The sequence below is a fragment of the Methylobacter sp. BlB1 genome, from assembly GCF_015476545.1.
GTDB lineage: Bacteria > Pseudomonadota > Gammaproteobacteria > Methylococcales > Methylomonadaceae > Methylobacter.
Window position 1 is genome coordinate 24,299 of sequence record NZ_JADMKV010000036.1, and the last position, 19,997, is coordinate 44,295.

Annotated in this window: 14 protein-coding genes; 10 read left to right on the forward strand and 4 right to left on the reverse strand. The window is 51.1% G+C overall.

Annotated features, from left to right (window positions below; genetic code table 11):
* The first annotated feature begins 566 nt into the window (after positions 1–566).
* The 4 genes from IT781_RS13915 to IT781_RS13930 all read left to right on the forward strand — a co-directional run bounded on the left by IT781_RS13915 (position 567) and on the right by IT781_RS13930 (position 11,344).
* Positions 567–5,909: a peroxidase family protein gene (locus IT781_RS13915; RefSeq protein WP_194970772.1), complete on the forward strand. Its 5,343-nt coding sequence runs from the start codon at positions 567–569 to the stop codon at positions 5,907–5,909.
* A 167-nt stretch (positions 5,910–6,076) separates the two neighbouring features.
* Positions 6,077–6,919, forward strand: a complete 843-nt coding sequence (locus tag IT781_RS13920) for a hypothetical protein (protein ID WP_194970773.1) — start codon at positions 6,077–6,079, stop codon at positions 6,917–6,919.
* Positions 6,920–7,206: 287 nt separating this feature from the next.
* Positions 7,207–10,266 (forward strand): putative Ig domain-containing protein, encoded by a 3,060-nt coding sequence (locus IT781_RS22885; protein ID WP_194970774.1) that lies wholly within the window; start codon positions 7,207–7,209, stop codon positions 10,264–10,266.
* 103 nt (positions 10,267–10,369) lie between these two features.
* Positions 10,370–11,344 (forward strand): SCO family protein, encoded by a 975-nt coding sequence (locus tag IT781_RS13930; RefSeq protein ID WP_194970775.1) that lies wholly within the window; start codon positions 10,370–10,372, stop codon positions 11,342–11,344.
* 244 nt (positions 11,345–11,588) lie between these two features.
* On the opposite strand, the gene IT781_RS13935 is transcribed toward IT781_RS13930, so the two are convergent.
* A complete protein-coding gene (locus IT781_RS13935) occupies positions 11,589–12,092 on the reverse strand; it encodes a CDP-archaeol synthase (RefSeq protein WP_194970776.1) in 504 nt (167 codons plus the stop codon).
* Positions 12,093–12,261: 169 nt separating this feature from the next.
* Here IT781_RS13935 and gstA point away from each other — a divergent pair, with 169 nt between their 5' ends.
* Complete coding sequence (gstA, locus tag IT781_RS13940; RefSeq protein ID WP_194970777.1) at positions 12,262–12,873, forward strand: glutathione transferase GstA; 612 nt, start codon at positions 12,262–12,264, stop codon at positions 12,871–12,873.
* Between the two features lie 74 nt (positions 12,874–12,947).
* Here the strand turns inward: gstA and IT781_RS13945 are convergent, their stop codons facing one another.
* Positions 12,948–13,568, reverse strand: a complete 621-nt coding sequence (locus tag IT781_RS13945) for a metalloregulator ArsR/SmtB family transcription factor (protein ID WP_194970778.1) — start codon at positions 13,566–13,568, stop codon at positions 12,948–12,950.
* A 220-nt stretch (positions 13,569–13,788) separates the two neighbouring features.
* On the opposite strand from IT781_RS13945, the gene IT781_RS13950 reads away from it, so the two are divergent.
* From IT781_RS13950 to IT781_RS13970, 5 genes are all read left to right on the forward strand, one after another.
* On the forward strand, positions 13,789–14,181 hold the full coding sequence (locus tag IT781_RS13950; RefSeq protein WP_194970779.1) for a group 1 truncated hemoglobin: 393 nt from the start codon (positions 13,789–13,791) through the stop codon (positions 14,179–14,181).
* A gap of 24 nt (positions 14,182–14,205) precedes the next feature.
* Complete coding sequence (locus IT781_RS13955) at positions 14,206–15,186, forward strand: 2Fe-2S iron-sulfur cluster-binding protein (RefSeq protein ID WP_194970780.1); 981 nt, start codon at positions 14,206–14,208, stop codon at positions 15,184–15,186.
* 211 nt (positions 15,187–15,397) lie between these two features.
* The gene (locus tag IT781_RS13960; protein WP_194970781.1) at positions 15,398–15,709 is read left to right on the forward strand and encodes a hypothetical protein; all 312 of its coding nucleotides are present in this window, start codon (positions 15,398–15,400) and stop codon (positions 15,707–15,709) included.
* 18 nt (positions 15,710–15,727) lie between these two features.
* Positions 15,728–16,327: a cytochrome c gene (locus tag IT781_RS13965; RefSeq protein ID WP_194970782.1), complete on the forward strand. Its 600-nt coding sequence runs from the start codon at positions 15,728–15,730 to the stop codon at positions 16,325–16,327.
* Positions 16,328–16,329: 2 nt separating this feature from the next.
* Positions 16,330–17,847, forward strand: coding sequence for a cbb3-type cytochrome c oxidase subunit I (locus tag IT781_RS13970; RefSeq protein ID WP_194970783.1), 1,518 nt, complete (start codon positions 16,330–16,332; stop codon positions 17,845–17,847).
* 108 nt (positions 17,848–17,955) lie between these two features.
* Here the strand turns inward: IT781_RS13970 and IT781_RS13975 are convergent, their stop codons facing one another.
* Together IT781_RS13975 and IT781_RS13980 are read right to left on the reverse strand one after the other, a co-directional pair.
* A complete protein-coding gene (locus IT781_RS13975) occupies positions 17,956–18,744 on the reverse strand; it encodes a pentapeptide repeat-containing protein (protein ID WP_194970784.1) in 789 nt (262 codons plus the stop codon).
* 91 nt (positions 18,745–18,835) lie between these two features.
* Positions 18,836–19,687 carry a hypothetical protein gene (locus tag IT781_RS13980; protein ID WP_194970785.1) on the reverse strand — a complete coding sequence of 284 codons (852 nt, stop codon included), beginning with the start codon at positions 19,685–19,687 and terminating at the stop codon, positions 18,836–18,838.
* Between the last annotated feature and the right edge of the window lie 310 nt (positions 19,688–19,997).

Consider the following 19,997-nt stretch of genomic DNA (forward strand, 5'->3'; position numbering starts at 1 on the left):
GCAGGCAGGATAAAAACGGTCTATGCGCAACATCAGCTGATAATCTCATCAAGCAACTCTCCATGTTGCGCCTGCTTTTCACGAACTTTATGGAACACCTGCTGTTCAGGTCTTGCATAGTTCAGCTTGCGTAAATACATTTCCCAATCCCTATATTTGTTTTTTTGCCGGGCGGAAGTCTCCCTATTTATTTCCGCAAAACCAGTGCATCCAAAAGATATCTCGTTCGGATTACATCCTTGCTCATACCCTAGCTCATAAATACAGGATTTCCTTACATTGAAATACAGTGTTGACTGTAGTGTATAGGATTGACACTAAATATAACCTACTGCCGTAGTCAAGAATAGAACATCCTTCAGCTAAAGCAGAAGGATGTTTGAACCTGAAAATAATCTTGAGTAAGGAGTATGTAGTTATGACATCTGTATTTAGCGTAATTGTGATGCTGTTGCCAGGCGGCTTCTGGCCAGCGAGAACATATGCGGCCCCCCTTCGAAGGCCTGGCCTGACGCCAAAGGGTTCCTCCAGATGGCAAGTCCATCCATCAATATGGGGAATGAAAAATGTTAATTAGAACTCGACCCAGGTTTGCTCCAAAAGGCAAGAGACCTTTAGCCGCATTGATATCGCTGCTCATGGCCATGCCGAATATCGGCGTAGCTCCATCGTTTGCCGCAGTAAATCCCGCACAGGTCGGTTCGGGCTTCACTGTCACTGCTTCCGATCTAGCCTATATCCTTCAACAGATTAAGATCTCTGAATATCACTCAACGAATACCACACCAGCAACAGGCCCCTGCGGAGCGCTTCTCGGCAACGGCCCTAACCAGATCGGCAGCCCGCTCCTTTCCCTCGGACTGCGAACGGTAGACGGGACTTGCAACAACCTACAAGCCGGCCAAGAGAAATTCGGCGCCGCAGACCAGCCGTTCCCGCGCCTGACCACACCGAATTTCAATAAGCCTGCGGATAAGATCCCGCTAGGTTTCCCGGGAGCCGGGATCAACACAAACTACAACCAGACCAGCGGTTCTGTTTTCGACTCCTCGCCCCGCGTGATCAGCAACCTGATCGTTGACCAAACTTCAACCAATCCGGCTGCCGTCAATGTGGCTGGTTTTCCCATTAGAACCCAGGGCAATGAAGGGGTTTTCCCATGCACGACGGAACCGACAACGCCGGGTGGTACCGACGGGCTCCCCGCAGGATGTGTGCCTGCGCATCAAACCCTGTTCATCCCGAACGTTACCACTGATGTCGGTCTTTCGCCGCCATTCAACTCGTTGTTTACAATCTTTGGCCAATTTTTCGACCATGGTCTCGATAAGATCACTAACGGAGGCAATGGACAGGTTTTCGTTCCATTGAAGGAGGACGACCCGCTGGTCGCCGGGCCGGACCACATTTTCGGCAATGCCGATGATCTTCCGGCTCAACAGCGATTCATGGTCATGACCCGCGGCACTATCATACAAGGTCCTGACGGCTTTCGTAATGCCCCGAACACTGACACCCCGTTCGTAGATCAAAGCCAGACCTACACTTCACATTCGTCGCACCAGGTCTTCACCCGCGAGTATGTTCTCAATGCTGAGGGCAAGCCAGTTGCGACCGGCAGGTTCTTCGAGCAAGCCGATGGCGGTTTGCCCACTTGGGCGATGATCAAGGAGCAGGCGGCAACTAAGCTTGGTCTTCAGCTTGTCGATGCGGACGTCAGCGACATCCCAATGATAGCGGCCGATCAGTACGGCAACTTCCTGCCCGGCCCGAACGGTCTTCCTCAGTACGTGACGGCTACCGGCCTCGTCGAGGGCAACCTGAGCGCTCCGGTTGCCGCTCCGTCTAACGTGGAACGTATCAAAACGGCATTTCTGAACGACATCGCACATAGCGCAGATCCGGGAACTGTCACTGCTCCCAAGACGCCTGATGCCGATGATACGGCGGGCGGCAGCCTCGATCCGGTCGCGACCGGCGAGTATGATGATGAACTGCTGGATCTGCACTTCATCTGCGGCGATGGGCGCTGCAACGAGAATATTGCGCTGACTGCGGTCCATCAGGTCTTCCACTCCGAGCACAATCGCCTGGTCGATTACTACAGCAATCCGACTGATGGCGTGCTGACCCGGCCCGAGAACGCCGAGCTGTTGGCGGATTTCAAGAACGTCAATCTCACTCCGGGACCAGATAAGACCTTTACCTATGAAGAGCGCCTGTTCCAGGCCGCCCGTTTCGTCACTGAGATGGAATATCAGCATCTGGTGTTCGAGGAGTTTGCGCGCAAGGTCCAGCCTGCCATCAACCCTTTCGAGCCTTTTGCCTTCAACCAGACGGACCTCAACCCGGCCATCACGGCTGAATTTGCCCATGCAGTCTACCGTTTCGGCCACTCAATGCTGACCGATACGATTCCGCGCTTAAATTCGTCTGAATCTGTGGCGCTTGGTGCGCCGTTGCACAATGACATACCACTGTTCGACGGATTCCTTAACCCGGCAGTCTACAATGACGGCGGCAACGGCGTCAGAATCAACTCCAGGGAAGCGGCCGGCGCCATTCTCATGGGCTTATCGGATCAGACCGGTAACGAGATAGACGAATTCGTTTCTGAAACGATGCGCAGCCACCTGCTGGGCCTGCCTCTCGATTTGCCCAGCATCAACATGGCGCGCGCCCGCAGTGAAGGTATTCCTTCTCTGAACAACGTTCGCAAGCAAATTTTCGCGACAACAAACGATGGTCAGTTGGCGCCTTATGCAAACTGGATTGATTTCGACCAGGTGCTTAAGCACCATGCGTCGTTACTCAACTTTGTTGCCGCGTATGGTAAACATCCAACCATTGTTGCTGCAACGACTTTAGACGGTAAACGTAATGCCGCTGACCAGATCGTCAACGGTACAGTTCTGCCCGGACCGGATGGCGTCCTGGTTGACGATCCTAATACACGTGTAGATGAAAGCGCCGACAACATCTTCCCTCCCGATGACAGCGCTGACTTCATGTTCAGTACGGGTTCCTGGGTGAATGATGCGAATGGCGTATCCAAAACCGGGGTTGATGATATCGACCTCTGGGTGGGCGGTCTTGCCGAAAACACTAACCTGTTTGGCGGCCTGCTGGGTCCTACTTTCAACTATGTGTTCGAGAAACAGCTCACCGATCTCCAGAACGGCGACCGGTTCTATTATCTGGCTCGCACGCCGGGTATGAACCTTCGGACCCAGCTCGAGGGCAATTCATTCGCCGAGTTGATAATGCGCAATACGCCAGCCCACACCCTGAAGGCTGATCCGTTCGCGACAGCCGACTGCAAGTTTGAGCGCGGCAACCTTACTTTCCCTGCGGCTGCAGGCAGTGCTATTACCGGCCCAGGTTCGGTCAATGATGATCCGGCTTCGGAATGTAACGAAAATCTTCTGTTGCTGCGAGAGCCTGACGGCACGATACGATATCGCTCAATCAACAGTGTCGATCCGGCGGGTATCAACGGCCAAAGTGTTTACAACGGCACTGATTTTGCCGATGACTTCTACGGCGGCAACGACAACGACACTTTCTGGGGCGGCCTTGGCAATGACAGAATCGAAGGCGGCGGCGGAGACGACGTTGCTCTTGGCGGCGAAGGCAATGACATCATCACTGACTTCGGCGGTGCTGACGTCCTCAAAGGCGGTCCTGGCAATGATGCCATCGACGGCGGTATCGGCGACGACATCATTATGAGCGGCGATGGCAAGGACTTCACCAACGGCGGTGGCAATATCAATGAAACTTTTGCTGGCCCAGGTGATGACTTCTCTATTGCTGGACAGAGTACAGATGCCGTCTTCGGTGACAGCGGCGACGACTGGGAAGAGGGCGGCGACCAGCCTGACCTCCTGATCGGCGACAGTTCCACTCTGTTTTTCGATGACCACAACCTGCCCGGCCATGACATCCTGATCGGTCAGGGCGGCGATGACGACTATGACATGGAAGGCGGCGACGACATTGGCGTGGCGGGTCCCGGCGTCGAGAAGAATGCCGGAGCCGCTGGCTATGACTGGGTGATTGGTGTGGGCGATCCACAGCCTCAAAATGCTGATTTGGCTCTGCTGATTCTCAACACTCCACCCGTAAACGAAACTCGCGACCGGTACAATGAAGTTGAAGCGTTGTCCGGCTGGAAGTTTAACGATACCCTGCGCGGCGATGACATTATCCCTAGCCAGGTTGGTGGTGGCGGCTTCATTGGCTGCGATGCGCTAGACCAGGCCGGTCTGGACCGCATTGCCGGTCTTGATGCCTTAGTTCCGCCTCTGACTGCGGGCACGGCTACGCCATTGGCTTCGGTCATTGCCAATTCCGTAACCAACTTTTGTCTGTTAACCGGTGACTTCGTCTGGGGTGAGGGCAATATCCTCCTTGGCGGAGACGGCAGTGACCAGCTCGAAGGGCGCGGCGCCAATGACATTCTCGATGGCGACCGTTACCTGAACGTCCGGCTCAGTATTCGTGCTAACCCGGACGGCACGGGCGTTGAGATTGGCAGCACTAATCTCATGGAGAACAAGGCCGTTACAGGAAGCTTTGGCTCTGGCACTACCAATATGACCTTGCAACAAGCGGTATTCGCCGGTCTTGTCGATCCAGGCCAAATTGTGGCCGTTCGTGAGATCCTGACTCCGGCCGTTCCCGCACCTGACTGCGGCGCTGCAACACCGCTCAACTGCGACACGGCGTTATTCTCAGGGCCGGCAGTTAATTACACTATCACCGCTAATGCCGATGGCAGCGTGAGTGTACGTGATAATACTGCCGCTGGCGGTGGTGGCGGTGGCGTCAATGACGGTACCGATATTCTGTGGAATATCGAGCAGCTCAGCTTCTGTGATGTTCTCGGCGCTCTTAGAAATACCTGTGATGTCCGCGCCGCTCCAGTCTCCATAGCGGAACTAACCGCTCCGGTAGCCGAAGTGTCGCCTGCTTCACCGGTGTTGGGTTTCCCTGATCAGGTTGCCGGTACTACATCGGCGGCTCAGACCATCACTGTCACCAACACTGGGCTTTCTAGCCTCATCGTATCGGGAGTCGCATTGGCGGGCGCCGATGCGTCACAGTTCTTGTTGACTAACAACAATTGTGCGACTGTCGCGCCCAACAATTCCTGTACAGTCGATGTGCAGTTCGCGCCCACTGCAGCCGGCAATAAGACAGCTACTGTCTCCATTGCCCATAACGCAGCGGGATCATCATCCAGCATCACGGTGAGTGGCACAGGCCTTCCAGCAGGCCCTATCGCCGCACTATCATCTACCTCGCTGACTTTCCCGAACCAAGCCACCGGGACTACCTCGGCAGCTCGAACCATCACTGTCTCCAACACCGGAGGGCAAGATCTCATCGTATCCAATGTTTCAATGACTGGTAATACGACACAATTCTTGTTAACTAACGGCTGTACGACTGTGACATCGGGCAATTCCTGCACTATCAGTGTGCGGTTCAGGCCTACTACGGCCGGTAGCAAGACAGTCACTATCAATATCGTGCACAATGCGGCAGGGTCACCCTCCAGCGTTACGGCAAGCGGCACCGGCATAATCCCGCCCACGACTGCTACTGTCGCCGACACGAGCTTCTTTGCTGGCCTGGCTGTACCGGTGGGTACTACTGTCAACGCGCCTGTTCTGGTGAGAAACACGGGCACCGCCCCGCTCTTCATCACCTCGGCGAGCGCGACTGCGCCGTTCGGGATCAGCAGTCTGAACACCTGTGCCACACGCGTTCTTCCGGGCAGTTCCTGCACGCTTATCGCCACCTTCAGGCCGACTGCCGCCCAGCTGTTTACAGGAACGTTATCAATAGTGAGCAACGCCAGCAATAACCCAACCGGCACCTTAACGGGCAGGGGGCGATAACTCAGAAAACGCACTATTAAAATCGTAGTTCGCTGCACGGATGCCTGTGGGACGGTTCCAAAGCCGCTCCCACAGCCACCATCCTGAAAAAAGGGCGAAACAGGACGCCGTCAGCTCAAGAAGCATCGACGATATTCGATCTTGATTTAGAAATTTAAGGCATTTTTATGAAATATTTCGCAACAGCATTACTTGTAATCACTATTTTTGTTTCAGCAATCTTTGCCTCCTCATCCGTAGACAATGTCCTCGATAAAAGCATGCAAATTGCAAAAACACTGACAGGACAGGAAGGAAACCAGGCTGCGGAAGGTCAGCAATCCGCAAAAAGAGACAGCTTCACGGTAGGAAAGTCTTTCGCTGAAGAAAAAGGCGGTCTCGACAATGTGGAGGCCATGGTTGGCAGAGGGAAAAATTATCTTTTAACTCAAGTCAACAATCGCCTGAAGCAACTGGGCCCTTTCAGAACCAGGGTAGACAACATGACTACGCTGAGCGATTCAGAAAGAAAAACCCTGATCTCTGAGCTTGATGCCGAAATTATCGCGTTTGATGCATTCAAATCAGAGATTAATAAGAGCGCAACAAAGCAGGATATCAAAAACGTCGCCGATAAAATAAAGGCTGAATGGATAAAGAGCAGGCACACGGTTGCGCGTGCAGAAAAGCAGTTTCTTGCAGCAAAGGAAAACCAGCTTGTATCGGATGCCGATGCAGCTTCTTTGGGAATTCAAAAACGCATAGACGCCCTTAAAGCCTCGGGGAAAAATGCCAAGATTCATGAGGAATTGCTTTCAGCCTATGGCAAAAAGATTGCCTCGGCAAAACAGGATCTGGCATCTGCTCAAGAGAAAATTGACGCAATTGCCAGCGCCCCGACAAACGATAAAAAAGAAAAGTTGATTAAAGGGAAGGACCTTTTGCTGCTGAGTGCTCAAGACAGCATAAAAGATGCTTATAAGATGCTGGGCGACGAAGCGCGCAAGGAGTTTTCGCAGAGGTACAAATAGGATCGGCTCTACATTAACAGCGAAAAATAACATGGCGCTTAACTCAAGCGGTTAATCGACAAGGATCGGAAGAGGAGCACCGATCATGACATTCCTACGGATTTTCATCGATCTGAAAGTTTTAACACTGGCTCCTGTAACGAGGTGGCTTATTACATTTAAAAAATGATATCGGTCCGAATGCGGACGCTAATCCATCACCAGCAGCATGACCAATGAGGAGGCTGGGCAAGCGCTTATTTAAGCTAACTTTCCAGTACAACTATAAGAACTAAACGGAGGTTATTGTGTGTAAGAAGATTATCAATGCAGTGAACTTCAATAAACGCGAGAAGATTTTGACTCGTTATTCATGTGTCATGTCCAGGAAAGCTATTAACCATTATTGCGTTATTAATGAAAAAGATAATGCCGGTAATTTGAAGCTGTATTTCGATAGAGCTACACAATTGGTTTGTCTTCTCAGTATGACAGTCGGGGCAGCTTATGCAAAAGATTTCGATATTCCGACGGGCGTGGCGGATGGGATTGCATCGCCCAGCCCATTGTTTGGCGCCACGGCATTCAGTGCGCCACTGCTGATGTTTGAGGAGTTCGGCCTGCAGCCGATGCCGGCCGGCCAATCTTCAAGCACCAGTTCTCTGCCTGCAACTTCAGACTGCCAAAGTATGCCGGACGGCAAGGAACTCGACGACTTCCTGAAAGAACCTCTTCACCCTCTTCCCACTATGGAAGCGAATGATTTGCTGCCTAATGCCTGGGAGGATAAGGTCAAGGATTGCGTTGGCACGTTCAATCAGACCGTTCTGGAAGGGCGGCCATCAGGAGAGTTCTTTGCCCATCAGCGGTGGGATGAGTTCTTTCCAAAGGTTTACTTCCAGAGCGCGCAGACCGGGGCGCGCACGAACCAGGGACTGCGCGATCAATATCAGCTGCATGGGTACAGCAAAGGGGAGTTCGGCAGCGGAGGACTTTATCATCTTAACGGAACCACGAAAGGAATCGAAGCCAGAATTCATCCGAAAATGCCTGTCCAGAATCCGAAAGCGCTTTGGACCTTCGACGGAACCTTTCCGCCAAAACTTCTTATGGCGCGCTATGGCCAACCTGTTCTGTTCCGCCATTACAACGCACTGCCGCTGGATGCCGGGGCAAACTTCGGTTTTGGCAACCAGACTATCAGTACGCATGAGCATAACGGCCACAACCCGGCTGAGAGCGATGGTTATACTGCCGCTTATTTCTATCCTGGCGAATTCTACGACTATCATTGGCCCATGATTCTTGCCGGGCACGACAGTATTAATCCCTTTGCCAGCGATCCGGCAGCCGGCACCCCGGATGGCAATGGCGGCATTACTAAAATTCCCGGCGATTGGCGGGAAACAATGAGTACCCATTGGTTTCATGACCACATGCTCGACTTCACCGCGCCGAATGTTTATAAAGGCAATGCCGCGATGATGAACTATTACAGTGCTGTTGATCGCGGCCGAGAGCCCGCCAGCGTGCTGGAAGTAACGGGCGGCGCGAAGCCCGGCTATGGCTGTCACTACGCCAATCCGAAAAACGTAAATCTTTGCTTGCCCAGCGGCAAGGCCCTCGATTGGGGAAACCGCGACTATGACGTCAATCTGATGGTCGCTGACAAGGCCTGGGACAAAAACGGCCAACTTTATTTTAATATTTTCAACACGGACGGCTTTGTCGGCGACCAGATCACCGTCAATTGGCAGTGGAAGCCGTATATCGAAGTGCGCGCGCGCCGTTATCGCTTCCGCATCCTGAACGGCAGCGTATCGCGGTATTTCAAGATCGCCCTGGTGAACGCGCAAGGCCAACGCGTGCCGTTTCACATGATCGCCAACGATGGCAACCTCATGGAACATGCGGTGCCGTTCCCCAATGCCCAGTCAGCCGATCTGCCTGTACAAGGTATTGCCGAGCGTTACGACATCGTTATTGACTTCAAAAACTTCAAGGAAGGCGACAAGCTCTACTTCGTCAATCTGCTGGAGCATGAAGGCGGCAGAGGCCCGAGGCAAGCAATACCGCTCGGCAATGTTTTGAGTGGGCGGTATAAAGCCGATGGCATCAATGGCGACCCGGGCGTTGGCAAGTTCCTTGAATTCCGCGTGAAAAGCATGCCAGTGGGTCAGGCTGACCTCAGCATGAATCCGGCCGATTACGTCGAAGGCAAAAAGAAGATGATCCCGCTGCCGACGTTTACGACGACGGAACTCCAGAACGCGATTCACAGGGAATTCGATTTCGGGCGCAGCAGCGGTACTGACGACAAACCCTGGACCATTAAGACCGACGGCGGTAAGGGGGTTACCATGGACCCTCATCGTTTATCGGCGGCCCCGGACAAGGACACTGCCGAGATTTGGCACATCAAGAACGGAGGCGGTAGCTGGAGCCATCCGGTCCACATTCATTTCGAGGAGGGGCAGATTCTCAAACGAGACGGTAATCCTCCACCCGTATGGGAAAAGTGGGCGCGCAAGGACGTTTATCGCATAGGTGATGCGCCGGACAGTTCCGATACTGTGGATGTGGCCATTCGATTCCGGGAGTTCGCAGGCACTTACATGGAGCACTGCCACAACACCCAGCATGAGGATAAGGCCATGCTGTTGCGGTGGGATATCCAGCATCCGGGCCAGACCTTAGCCTTGCCTACGCCTGTTACAGGATGGGAGGGGGTTGAATATGATCCCACTAACACTACAGACGTGCCGACTTTTAAAACCGGTATTAGTGCATCAGATAACACCGGAAGCGGCTCAAACACTGCGCCGACGATCAATGCGATTGCAAATCAGACTGCAACCGTAGGACAGGCATTCAGCTTGCCGGTGCAGGCGAGCGACGCCGAAGGTGACGCTCTTACTTTCTCATTGACGGCTGCACCGGCCGGCATGAGCATTAACAGTGCGTCAGGGGTGATCGCCTGGACGCCGGCAAATGGGCAGGAAGGATCTCATTCGGTAACCGTGCAGGTTTCTGATGGTCAAGCGTCGACCACCGCAAGCTTTAACGCGACAGTCGAGCCTGCTCCCGTTGCAAACACTGCGCCGGTGATTACCTCAACACCCATGACTACGGCGAACCTCGGTCAAACTTATAGTTACAGGGTTACGGCGACAGATGCGCCGGGCGATACACTGACGTTCTCCTTGGTCTCTGGCCCTGCGGGCATGAGCATTAATCCTTCAACAGGTCAGATTACCTGGAGGGTCTTGCAGCGAGGTCCTCAATCTGTATCAGTGCGGGTAACAGACCAGGGCGGATTGTCGGCTACCCAAAACTTTACGATTACGGTCAATTTGCCCAGAAGATGATTGCCCGGTTTTTGACATCTTGAATCAAACCAATCGGCAGTCCTCCATCGGCGAGGTTGCGATGGAGGACTGACTAAATGTAATAACAACCATAAGGCATAGCATGAAAGATAGGAATATGATTATTATCTCTCTGTTAGTCTCCATCGTCCTGATGTTTGGATGCGGCCCGGCTTGGGCCGTTTCTGCCGGTTCCCGCTGGGGAGCGGACTACTTTCCCAATATTTCTCTGGTGACGCAGGATGGAAAAACAGTTCGTTTCTATGACGATCTCATCAAGGATAAGGTGGTAGCGATCAATTTCATTTTTACGCATTGCTCGGACTCCTGCCCGGCAGAGACAGCCAGCCTGCGCCAGGTCCAAAAGGAACTGGGAGATCGCGCAGGCCGCGACGTTTTCTTCTATTCCATCAGTATAGATCCTGAACACGATACGCCGGCGGTGCTTAAGGAATATTCGCAAAAGTTCAGGGTAGGGCCGGGCTGGACATTCTTGACCGGAAACAAGGCAGATATCACGCTTTTGCGCAAGAAGTTGGGGCTTTATAACAAAGATGAGTCAGGTCAGGTAACCAGTAACCACTCCATTAGCCTCATTGTCGGAAATGAAGTCACCGGAAAGTGGATCAAGCGGTCGCCTTTTGATGAGCCTAAGACTCTGGTTAGGTTGCTCGGCTATTCGCTGCAACAACATGCGTATAGAACGAACCCAGGGGCGATGCGTTATGACAAGGCGCCGCGTTTGCCAGAACTTAGCCGGGGCGAAGATCTCTATCGTTCGCGTTGCGACTCCTGTCATAGCCTGGGCGCTGAAGGCGGATTGGGGCCGGGATTGTCAGGGGTAACCGAGAAGCGGGAACACGCCTGGCTTGCACGCTGGTTAAAAGAACCAGATCAGATGCTGGCAGAAAAAGACTCCGTCGCGATGCAATTGTTTGATAAGTATAATGAGGTTCCTATGCCGAATCTGAGGCTGAGCGATGCCGATGTGGAAGCGCTCATTGCCTATATGGCCGGCTCGGCTGGGCATGCCGAAGACGTCATGACGACCAATGGCGAAGGCGGTGCTGGACATTGACCCAATTCAATAACAGTGCTGTTTTTCCTGCCTGTAAATTACTCCTTGATCACAAGCCTTAACCCTGATGTCTTGAACCAGATTAATCGGCAGTTCTCCATCGGCTAGGTTACGATAGAGGATTGACGAAATCTAATTACACCCATAAAAGGCGGTTTTGCTTTCGCGAAACCACCTTGCCATTAAGCTCTTTCTGCTTCTTTCATGCAAAAACAGCCAAGTAAAACCGGCCTTGCGCGATAACTCAATAAGGACGGTTTTTAATATGAAACCGATACAGAACAGGCGATAGAAAAACGTCGAGCAGAAAAAAAGTAAAGGCAACGGCTAAAATATCTGTAACACTCAGGCCCAATTGCTCATGCAGCACCAGCGCAGGCATGATTGATTCAGGGATCGTATCGATGCAGCGGACGCGGCTGCTTTCGGCATGGCCCTGCCGGCGCTTTATAAAGCTGGCCAACAGATCGCCCGACATGGCTGTCAGGCTGAACACAGCGCCCACAAGCGCAGACATTCCCAACACCATCGCTACAAGAGAAGTGAGAATGACCGAAGCAATAATGCCGCGCCAGGTTTTGCTGCTGCCAAACAAAGCGCGGCCATCGCCTAGTTTTAACCCCATATCCACCGGCAGGTTGAAACGGTCTTTCAGCCAATGGCGGGCTAAAACCGGCGCGCCATTGGCGGCCAGCAGCAACAAAACGGTTTGGCTGATGCAGTTCAGGCATAGCGCAGTGTAAGTCATAAACAATTCCCGAATTGTAAGTCATAAATTTGACCAGTTTTTTTTGAACAAGTCTCAGGAAGAAAGTATCCAATTTTAAAGTTTTGGATTCTGTGAAACTCGGCATTGAAAGCCAAACCGATGCCGCGTTCAGATAGATTTTTTGGCTAATTTTCTCAGGAGATCGACGATGAAACTCTATTACAGTCCCGGCGCCTGTTCGCTCTCGCCTCATATTGTCTTATGCGAGGCTGACCTGCCGTTTGAGCTCATTAAAGTTGATTTGCAGGAAAAACTGACAGAAACCGGCGAAGATTTTCGCAGCGTCAGTCCTAATGGCTATGTGCCGGTTCTGGTACTGGACGATGGCAACAAACTGACTGAAGGGCCTGCCATTATTCAATATCTTGCCGATAGGGTGCCCGCTAAAAAACTGGCGCCCGCAGCCGGTACATTCGAGCGTTACAATCTGCAACAATGGCTGAATTTTATTTCCACTGAACTGCACAAGACTTTTTCACCGCTCTTCAATGCCAATATGCCTGATCAGGCAAAAAATCTGTTTCGGGAAACGCTGTCATCCCGGTTTAAATGGGTCGCAGACAATGTCTCTGCGCAGCCCTATCTCATGGGCAATGATTTCACAATCGCAGATGCATATTTATTTGTCGTGCTGCGATGGGCAAAATTGATGTCGATCGACATTTCACGCTGGCCCTCGCTGGTGCAATATAAAAAAAGAATCGCCGATAGGCCTGCGGTAAAAAGAGCGCTGCAGGAAGAAGGGCTTAATGTCGACTAACAAGAGATAAAGCGGATCTGCATGGGCGGTAAGGAGTATTCAGGCATCTCTTCCAGCCTGCTTAAACCGGTCATTTATTTGATAAGAAACTGGCAGGAGCAATCGTTACATGTCATGCACTTTGTTTGTTCAATCGGGCGGTCCAGCAGGGCAGATATCAATGCGCGATCAAATTCGCACAATTCCGGATATTGCTGAGCCAGATCGTGGTAAACGCAATTGAACGCTTGTATGGTAGAGGAGGAATTGTTCTGGTCTTCTATCGCATGATAGCCTAACGTCTGCATTATCTCGATAAGTGCGGTGATTCGCTCGGCAGGCTCTTTGCCGTTGAATTGCGGCATAAGCGTTTGGGCGAATTTAGCGCCGAGCCTTGCCATGTAGCGTCTGAAAGCGTCTTCACCCATCTCTGCTTTGAGTTCCGACAGTATTAAGTTACAGAACCAGGCATATTGTTTGGGAAACCGGTTGATGCCTTTTTCAGTCAGCACATAATTGCGTGACGGCCGCCCACCGGTGATCTTGAATGCGTCTTTTTTGATGAGATCGCTGTTTTCAAGACCGACGATATGCTGTTTAACGGCATTTCTTGAGATATTCAATGCAGCGGCGATTTCGTCAAGGCTCATGCCTTGCCTTGAGTTCAGCAGCAGTTTCAATATCTGATCTTGTCGAGAGCTCGTTCCGTCAGTCATATAAATTTCTTGTTGCCATTTCGTTAATGTTTAAGACGATAAAATGAAATGAAAAACCATAATAAAATTAGGGAAAAAATCGATAAGGCTTGTAAAATTGTAGTGTATACAAGCGCCTTTTGTCATATAAATATTGCAAAAGTTCTGTATCGATACTAAACTAATTTTCGAGCACCAATGCTCCTAGGTTTTTAATAATAATTTTTAAAGGTACCAAGAGATGAGTGAAACAGCTACAGCTACTCCAACCCCTACACTTTATGAACAACTTGGTGGCGAAGCGGCAGTTAATGCGGCGGTCGATATTTTTTATCGCAAGGTTTTGAGCGATCATCGAATCAACCGTTTTTTTGACAATACTGATATGGAACAACAGGCCGCAAAGCAAAAAGCTTTTTTGACAATGGCTTTTGGCGGACCCAACAATTACAACGGCACCGATATGCGCAATGCCCACGCCAGATTGGTCAAGATGGGGCTGGATAACTCCCATTTTGATGCTGTTATGGAACATCTAAGTGGAACTTTACAGGAACTGAATGTTCCACAGGAATTAATCGCGCAAGTTGCCGCTATTGCGGAAAGCACGCGCAATGACGTTCTGGGTAAATAATTAAAGACAGCTTGGGTAGTGACCATGAAAAAAATATCGTTAGGCGATCAAGTCAGTATTTGTTACGAAGGTGAAACCGTTCTTGATGCCTTATTACGCGATAATATCGATATTCCGAACAGTTGCCGGCAAGGCGCCTGCCAGAGTTGCATGGCGCGCAGCCTGGACGTTGAACCGCCTGCAGCTTCGCAGAGCGGTCTGAAAGATGTGTTGCGCAAGCAGAAGCATTTTCTGGCCTGTTTATGCTATCCGGAACAAGACATGGCCATTACCCTAAGCCAACAGCCGGCGTTTTTTACCGAAGGCATGGTGATCGATAAAAAACCGCTGAACCAAGAAACACTGTTATTGGCAGTCGAATGCAAGGATCCGCTGGATTATCATGCAGGCCAATTTGTCAATCTCAAAAGAGCCGACGGCCTGACGCGCAGCTACTCAATCGCAAATAGCCGTGCGCATGACAAAAAGTTGACATTTCATATCCGCCGACTGGCGGGCGGACGTTTCAGTGAGTGGGTTCATCAGGAACTGCTGGTCGGCGATAAGATTGCAGTCTCGGACCCGCAAGGGCTTTGCTATTATCTGCCAAACAAGCCCGAACAAAACATGCTGCTGATCGGCACGGGCAGCGGACTTGCCCCGTTAGCCGGTATTATAGCCGAGGCGCTGCAGCAGGGGCATACCGGAGATATTTATTTATTTCACGGCAGCCGCGAGATGGATGGACTTTACTGGATTGAAGAAATGCTGGAACTGGAGCGGCAATACTCAAATTTTCATTATACGCCTTGCGTGTCGCGCGGCGATTCGCCAGCAGGTGTGGCGGTAGGGCGTGCCAATGATGTCGCTTTAAGCCAATTGCCTAATTTGAAAGGCTGGCGCGTTTATCTATGCGGCCATCCCGAAATGGTTAACCAGACCAAAAGACAGGCTTATCTTAATGGTGCGAGTTTGCAGGATATTTATGCGGATGCGTTTCACGTCGCTTCCACATCGCTTGATTAAACGGGTCTTCAATGAGAGCCGATTTTACGGCGCAGGCTTTCTAAAAAAGGAAAAGCTGTTTTAACCCACCTGTGGGGCGACTTTAATCGCCTTCAGGCAAGATATAAAAGGGCGCCTGCCTAACCAACCAGTAGGCGCTGCATGCGACGTTACCTCCACCAGTATCTAGTCCGGTGGGGTTTGTTAATCATTGATCTCGCTTTAATCGGCTATGATTGAACCTGTTGCTTTAAAAGACTTCTTTATCACATTCTTTTCCTCGGCACTGATCATTCTGGCCGGGGCCTCTTATGCGTTGTTGTTCGCGTGGTCCAGAATCAATGCGCATGCGGGCATCAAAATTGCTGCGTTAGCGTCCTATACGGTGCTGTTTGTGTCAGTGCTTGAACTGACCCAGGCCGCGCAATTCCAAGGGTATTGGCTGATTATCTCCGTAGCGATGGTGATCGGCTATTTCTTTGCACCGATCGGCATCTGGCATTTGTGCGTTAAAACGCATGGGCATCATGATGATTGTCAATAAAGTACGGGAGGACGAGTAATGAACGAAACACCGCTGTGGGCTTCGGAATCATTTTGGAAGAAAATGGCCATCTGGGTTACTGGCGTATCGTTTGTGATTTTGATCATATTGACGATGGACTCGTTGAGCCAGACGGAGGCAGGCGGCAAGCGGGTGCCGGCTTATGCCATCATCAATAAAAAAATTGACTATCAGTTCAATAAGGAACTCAATAAATCAGTGCCGGTTATCGGTGAAGATGAGTTTTTATTCGGCAAGCAACTGACTGAACAGGAAGCTGCGGAACTGGTCGATCTCGGCAAAAAAAACGCGCAGACCAGAAACTGCATGAATTGCCACACCATTCTGGGCAATGGCGCTTATTTTGCGCCCGACTTGACTAAAGCCTGGCTGGATCAGGGTTGGCTTTCGAAAGACTTGCGCGAGGATTTGATGGTTAAGTTTCTGATGGACCCCGAGAACAATGCCCGTACTTTCGGCAGCAATCGCAAAATGCCCAATCTGGGCATCACCGAGCAGGAAGCGAAAGGCCTTGTCGCGTTTTTAAAGTGGATGTCCAGCATTGATACCAATGGCTTTCCGTATAACTTTAAAACCATTGAAGCAGAGGAGGAGTGATCATGAGCACAACCAAATTAGACGACATTCTTCCTAAGCCGGCTTCGGTACTGGATAAGGCGCGCAATTTACTAAAAGATTTCAAAGCCTGGGTAAACCTGGACATTAATAATCTGACTGCCGGGCAACAACTGGCCGTTAAATATTTCTGTGTGGCGATTATTTTATTTGTCGCCCAAATTTTATTCGGATTGCTTTCGGCCTTACAGTTTATCTATCCGGGCTTTCTGTATGGCATTCTGGATTTCAATGTCAATCGCATGGTGCATATCAACGCCATGATTGTCTGGATGCTGTATGGTTTTATTGGCTCTATCTATTGGCTGATCGAAGACGAAAGCGGCACCGATATTGTTGGCTTGAAATGGGCGAATATCGCCTTCTGGGTGTTGACCGGCGCGGTTACGCTGGTGGTGCTGGTTTATTTGTTTGTTCAGACCGGGCCGGGCAAGGATTCCAGTCTCTGGCTCATCAATGAGGGCCGCGAGTATATCGAAGCGCCGCGCTGGGCTGATCTCGGCATTACAGCAGTGATGCTGGTCTTTTCCTACAACGTGGTGGCGACGTTCAGCAAGGGCAAATGGTCCGGTATCGCCGGGGTTTTAACGCTGGACCTGATTGCCCTGGTCGGGCTTTACCTGGCCGGCATGTTTTACATGACCAACATCACGCATGATCAGTACTGGTGGTGGTGGGTGATTCATTTATGGGTTGAGGCGACCTGGGAAGTGCTGGTTGGCGTGATCATGGCCTGGTCGCTGATAAAACTGCTGGGTGCCAGACGCAAGATCGTGCAGACCTGGCTGTATATCGAAGTCGCATTGATGTTTGGTTCCGGCATTTTGGGATTAGGGCATCATTACTTCTGGATCGGCATGCCCGAATACTGGCTGTCGGTAGGCGGTTTCTTCTCAGCGCTGGAGCCGATTCCACTGGTCGCGATGGTGGTGCATGCCATTTACGATTCTGGCGTGCACGCGTTCAAAACCGTCAACCATCCGGCGTTGGCCTGGGTCATCGCCCATGCCTTCGGTAATTTTTTCGGCGCCGGCGTATGGGGCTTTATGCATACTTTGCCGCAAATCAACTTATATACGCATGGTACGCAGTGGTCTGCATCGCATGGTCATCTGTCGTTCTTCGGCGCTTACGCCACGATCAACATCGCCTTCTTTTATCTGGCGATTCAGCACTGGCGCGGCGGTGTCTGGATGGCAGCGGGCACGCCTAATGCGTGGCGCTGGAAATGGGCCTTGGGCTTGCTGAATGCCGGCGTGGTAGGCATGACTGTCGCGCTGCTGATCGCCGGTTACGAGCAGTCGTTTATCGAGCGGGCCGTGGAAGGCTCGACCTGGTCCGGCTATTTTGCCGCGCAGAACCAGCCCTCGTTTCAGTGGGCCATGAAGTGGCGTATGATTTTTGGTTGGGTAACAACGGCCGGGTTGGGGGTGTTGGTATGGGATTTACTGACAATTGGCAAGAGCGAAGAGCGTAAAGCCGAAAAAATTGTTATCCATTAGTTCGCTGTTTATCAGATCGGCTGGCCGAGCCCATTGACTGTCTACCAGATCGTTTCATGTTCTTGGTAATGGCTCGGCAGCTAATTTTAATAGGCTCTGGAGATGGCATTAATCGAATACAGCGGATTCGATGCCTTTGCTGGAGTCCAGGCCGCGAAACGTTGCTTTATCTTTAACGCCGGTAAATTTGGTGCCCGTCAATGTGCTATTTGTAAAGTCGGCATCCTTCAAGTGTGCACCAGACAAATCTGCGCCTGTTAAATCGGCTCCGGAAAAATTCGCCTTGGAGAGGTCGGCATCATACAAAATCGCTCCTTTCAGATTGGCTCCGGAAAGATTGGCCATGCGCATCAGTGCCTTATTCAGGTTGGCATTGGTCAGATTGGCGCCTGATAAATTGGCATTGTTCAGGCTGACTCGCATCAAACCCATCGGCTGATTTTTCATATCCACGCCCCAGTCAACATTCGACAGATTGGCATGGCTGAGATTTGCTCTGTCGAGATTGGCAATAAATCGGCTACCCGTCAGGTTTGCATGGCTCAGATTGGCGCCGCCCATATGCACGCCGAAAATACTGGCATTGGACAGATCGGCACCGGAAAGGTTGATCTTGGACATGACCGTCAAATCCAGATTCAAGCCCGATAAATTACTGTTACTCAGGTTGCTTCTGCGCAGATCGGCGCCCCACAGGTCGGCGTTCTGGAAGTCCAGTCCCGACAAGTCCAGGTCGGTCAGATCTTTTCTGCGCAGGTCGGCAGGATGCGTTTTGTTCGCTGTAGCAAGCAGCTGTTCGATGGCAGCGCGATCAAGGTCGGCCGCTGGCGCCGGCAGGCAAAACAGTTCGATCGCCAGGCCCAGGCCGAACATGCGGAGTTTCGGATAAATGTTCATATTGCATAGCTCCTGAGGCAACTCAATCAGTCAAATGTAAGAGTGAGAACTCTACCTACAGTTCATCTGTATTGCAATTGTCGCTTTGGGGTCAATCGTCTTGTTGTTCGTTCTTCTTTTTCTTACGAAGTTCAGGCAAGTACCGATGCACTTTGATCGATGGTAGAAAGATCTCATCCTCTATTTCGACATCAATACGTTTAAGACGCAATGGCTTGTTTTCGGGATTTTCCGATAAGGCCCGAAAGCGGGGCAGGGCTGATTGTTTGTTAGCCAAAAAAAAGATCGGCCCGACCGCCATACATACTTTGCGGCGCAAAATACCGTCTTCGTCGAACCAGGCAATGTTGGCGCGCGGATGATTGGACGGCGGCGATACCTGCGCCAATGGTTCATCGAAAGGAATCGTGGCAAGCAGCCTCAGTTGCATTTTCAACCCGGCTATATAGGCAGCGTCGCCGCCACCGTTAATTTTCTTTTCCAGCAGATGTTGCGCATCGGATACGCTGAGCCTTGATACCATGCGAGAACGAAACCAGGTAAAGGAAATGGATTCAAGCCCATGCGGAAAATAGAAAAATTTCCGGCTCGCCTGGCGACGGCTAAAACGGGCATAACCCATACGTTCCAGCGCAAATTTTGACAGCGGAATTTTTATCTCATCCTGATTGACCAGAATCTTGTCCATGCGCATTAATACCCGCTGCAAAGTGTGCCGCAGTTGATTGACTCGCTCAATCTGATCCATTGTGGCTAAATCGGTCCCACACATACCAATATAATTCAGCGTATCACCAGGCTTCATTTCGTCATTGGCATAAACCACTAGTTTAACAAACGCTGCTAACTGCTCGCGATCCACTGGCGCATCAAAATGTTGCGCCCATAGTGGAAAGTCTTTTTGCTCAAGCAAGCGATCGCTCAGCGCTTGCTGTTCAGACAATAATTGCTTTAAAACCTGATCCAGTTCGGCCCTGAGTTCAGAGTGGATAGTAGGCATGGAATCTCCTTTGAGAAGTTTATGCTGATTGTTTTTATATCATAGACATAAAGCTGATGTATAAAAACATTATAGTTAAAGTAATTTTCCTGCTGATGCCGAAAAAAGGCATATGGGTAAATTGGCATCAGGTATGCCTGGATCAGGCTGATTTATGCGGGGTATTATAGAGCGCTGAACGCTTGCTTAGTGTCGCTAGCCTCGGCAGGGCTTCAGGGAAGGCAAGCAACGTCGACAGGGGGTTGACAAACGG

What these genes read in the sequence shown, in the direction of transcription:
- IT781_RS13965 (WP_194970782.1), top strand. Translation starts at nt 15,728, where the DNA reads ATGAACGAAACACCGCTGTGGGCTTCGGAATCATTTTGGAAGAAAATG.
- IT781_RS13945 (WP_194970778.1), bottom strand. Translation starts at nt 13,568, where the DNA reads ATGACTGACGGAACGAGCTCTCGACAAGATCAGATATTGAAACTGCTG.
- IT781_RS13935 (WP_194970776.1), bottom strand. Translation starts at nt 12,092, where the DNA reads ATGACTTACACTGCGCTATGCCTGAACTGCATCAGCCAAACCGTTTTG.
- IT781_RS13950 (WP_194970779.1), top strand. Translation starts at nt 13,789, where the DNA reads ATGAGTGAAACAGCTACAGCTACTCCAACCCCTACACTTTATGAACAA.
- IT781_RS13920 (WP_194970773.1), top strand. Translation starts at nt 6,077, where the DNA reads ATGAAATATTTCGCAACAGCATTACTTGTAATCACTATTTTTGTTTCA.
- IT781_RS13915 (WP_194970772.1), top strand. Translation starts at nt 567, where the DNA reads ATGTTAATTAGAACTCGACCCAGGTTTGCTCCAAAAGGCAAGAGACCT.
- IT781_RS13970 (WP_194970783.1), top strand. Translation starts at nt 16,330, where the DNA reads ATGAGCACAACCAAATTAGACGACATTCTTCCTAAGCCGGCTTCGGTA.
- IT781_RS13930 (WP_194970775.1), top strand. Translation starts at nt 10,370, where the DNA reads ATGAAAGATAGGAATATGATTATTATCTCTCTGTTAGTCTCCATCGTC.
- IT781_RS13975 (WP_194970784.1), bottom strand. Translation starts at nt 18,744, where the DNA reads ATGAACATTTATCCGAAACTCCGCATGTTCGGCCTGGGCCTGGCGATC.
- gstA (WP_194970777.1), top strand. Translation starts at nt 12,262, where the DNA reads ATGAAACTCTATTACAGTCCCGGCGCCTGTTCGCTCTCGCCTCATATT.
- IT781_RS13955 (WP_194970780.1), top strand. Translation starts at nt 14,206, where the DNA reads ATGAAAAAAATATCGTTAGGCGATCAAGTCAGTATTTGTTACGAAGGT.
- IT781_RS13960 (WP_194970781.1), top strand. Translation starts at nt 15,398, where the DNA reads ATGATTGAACCTGTTGCTTTAAAAGACTTCTTTATCACATTCTTTTCC.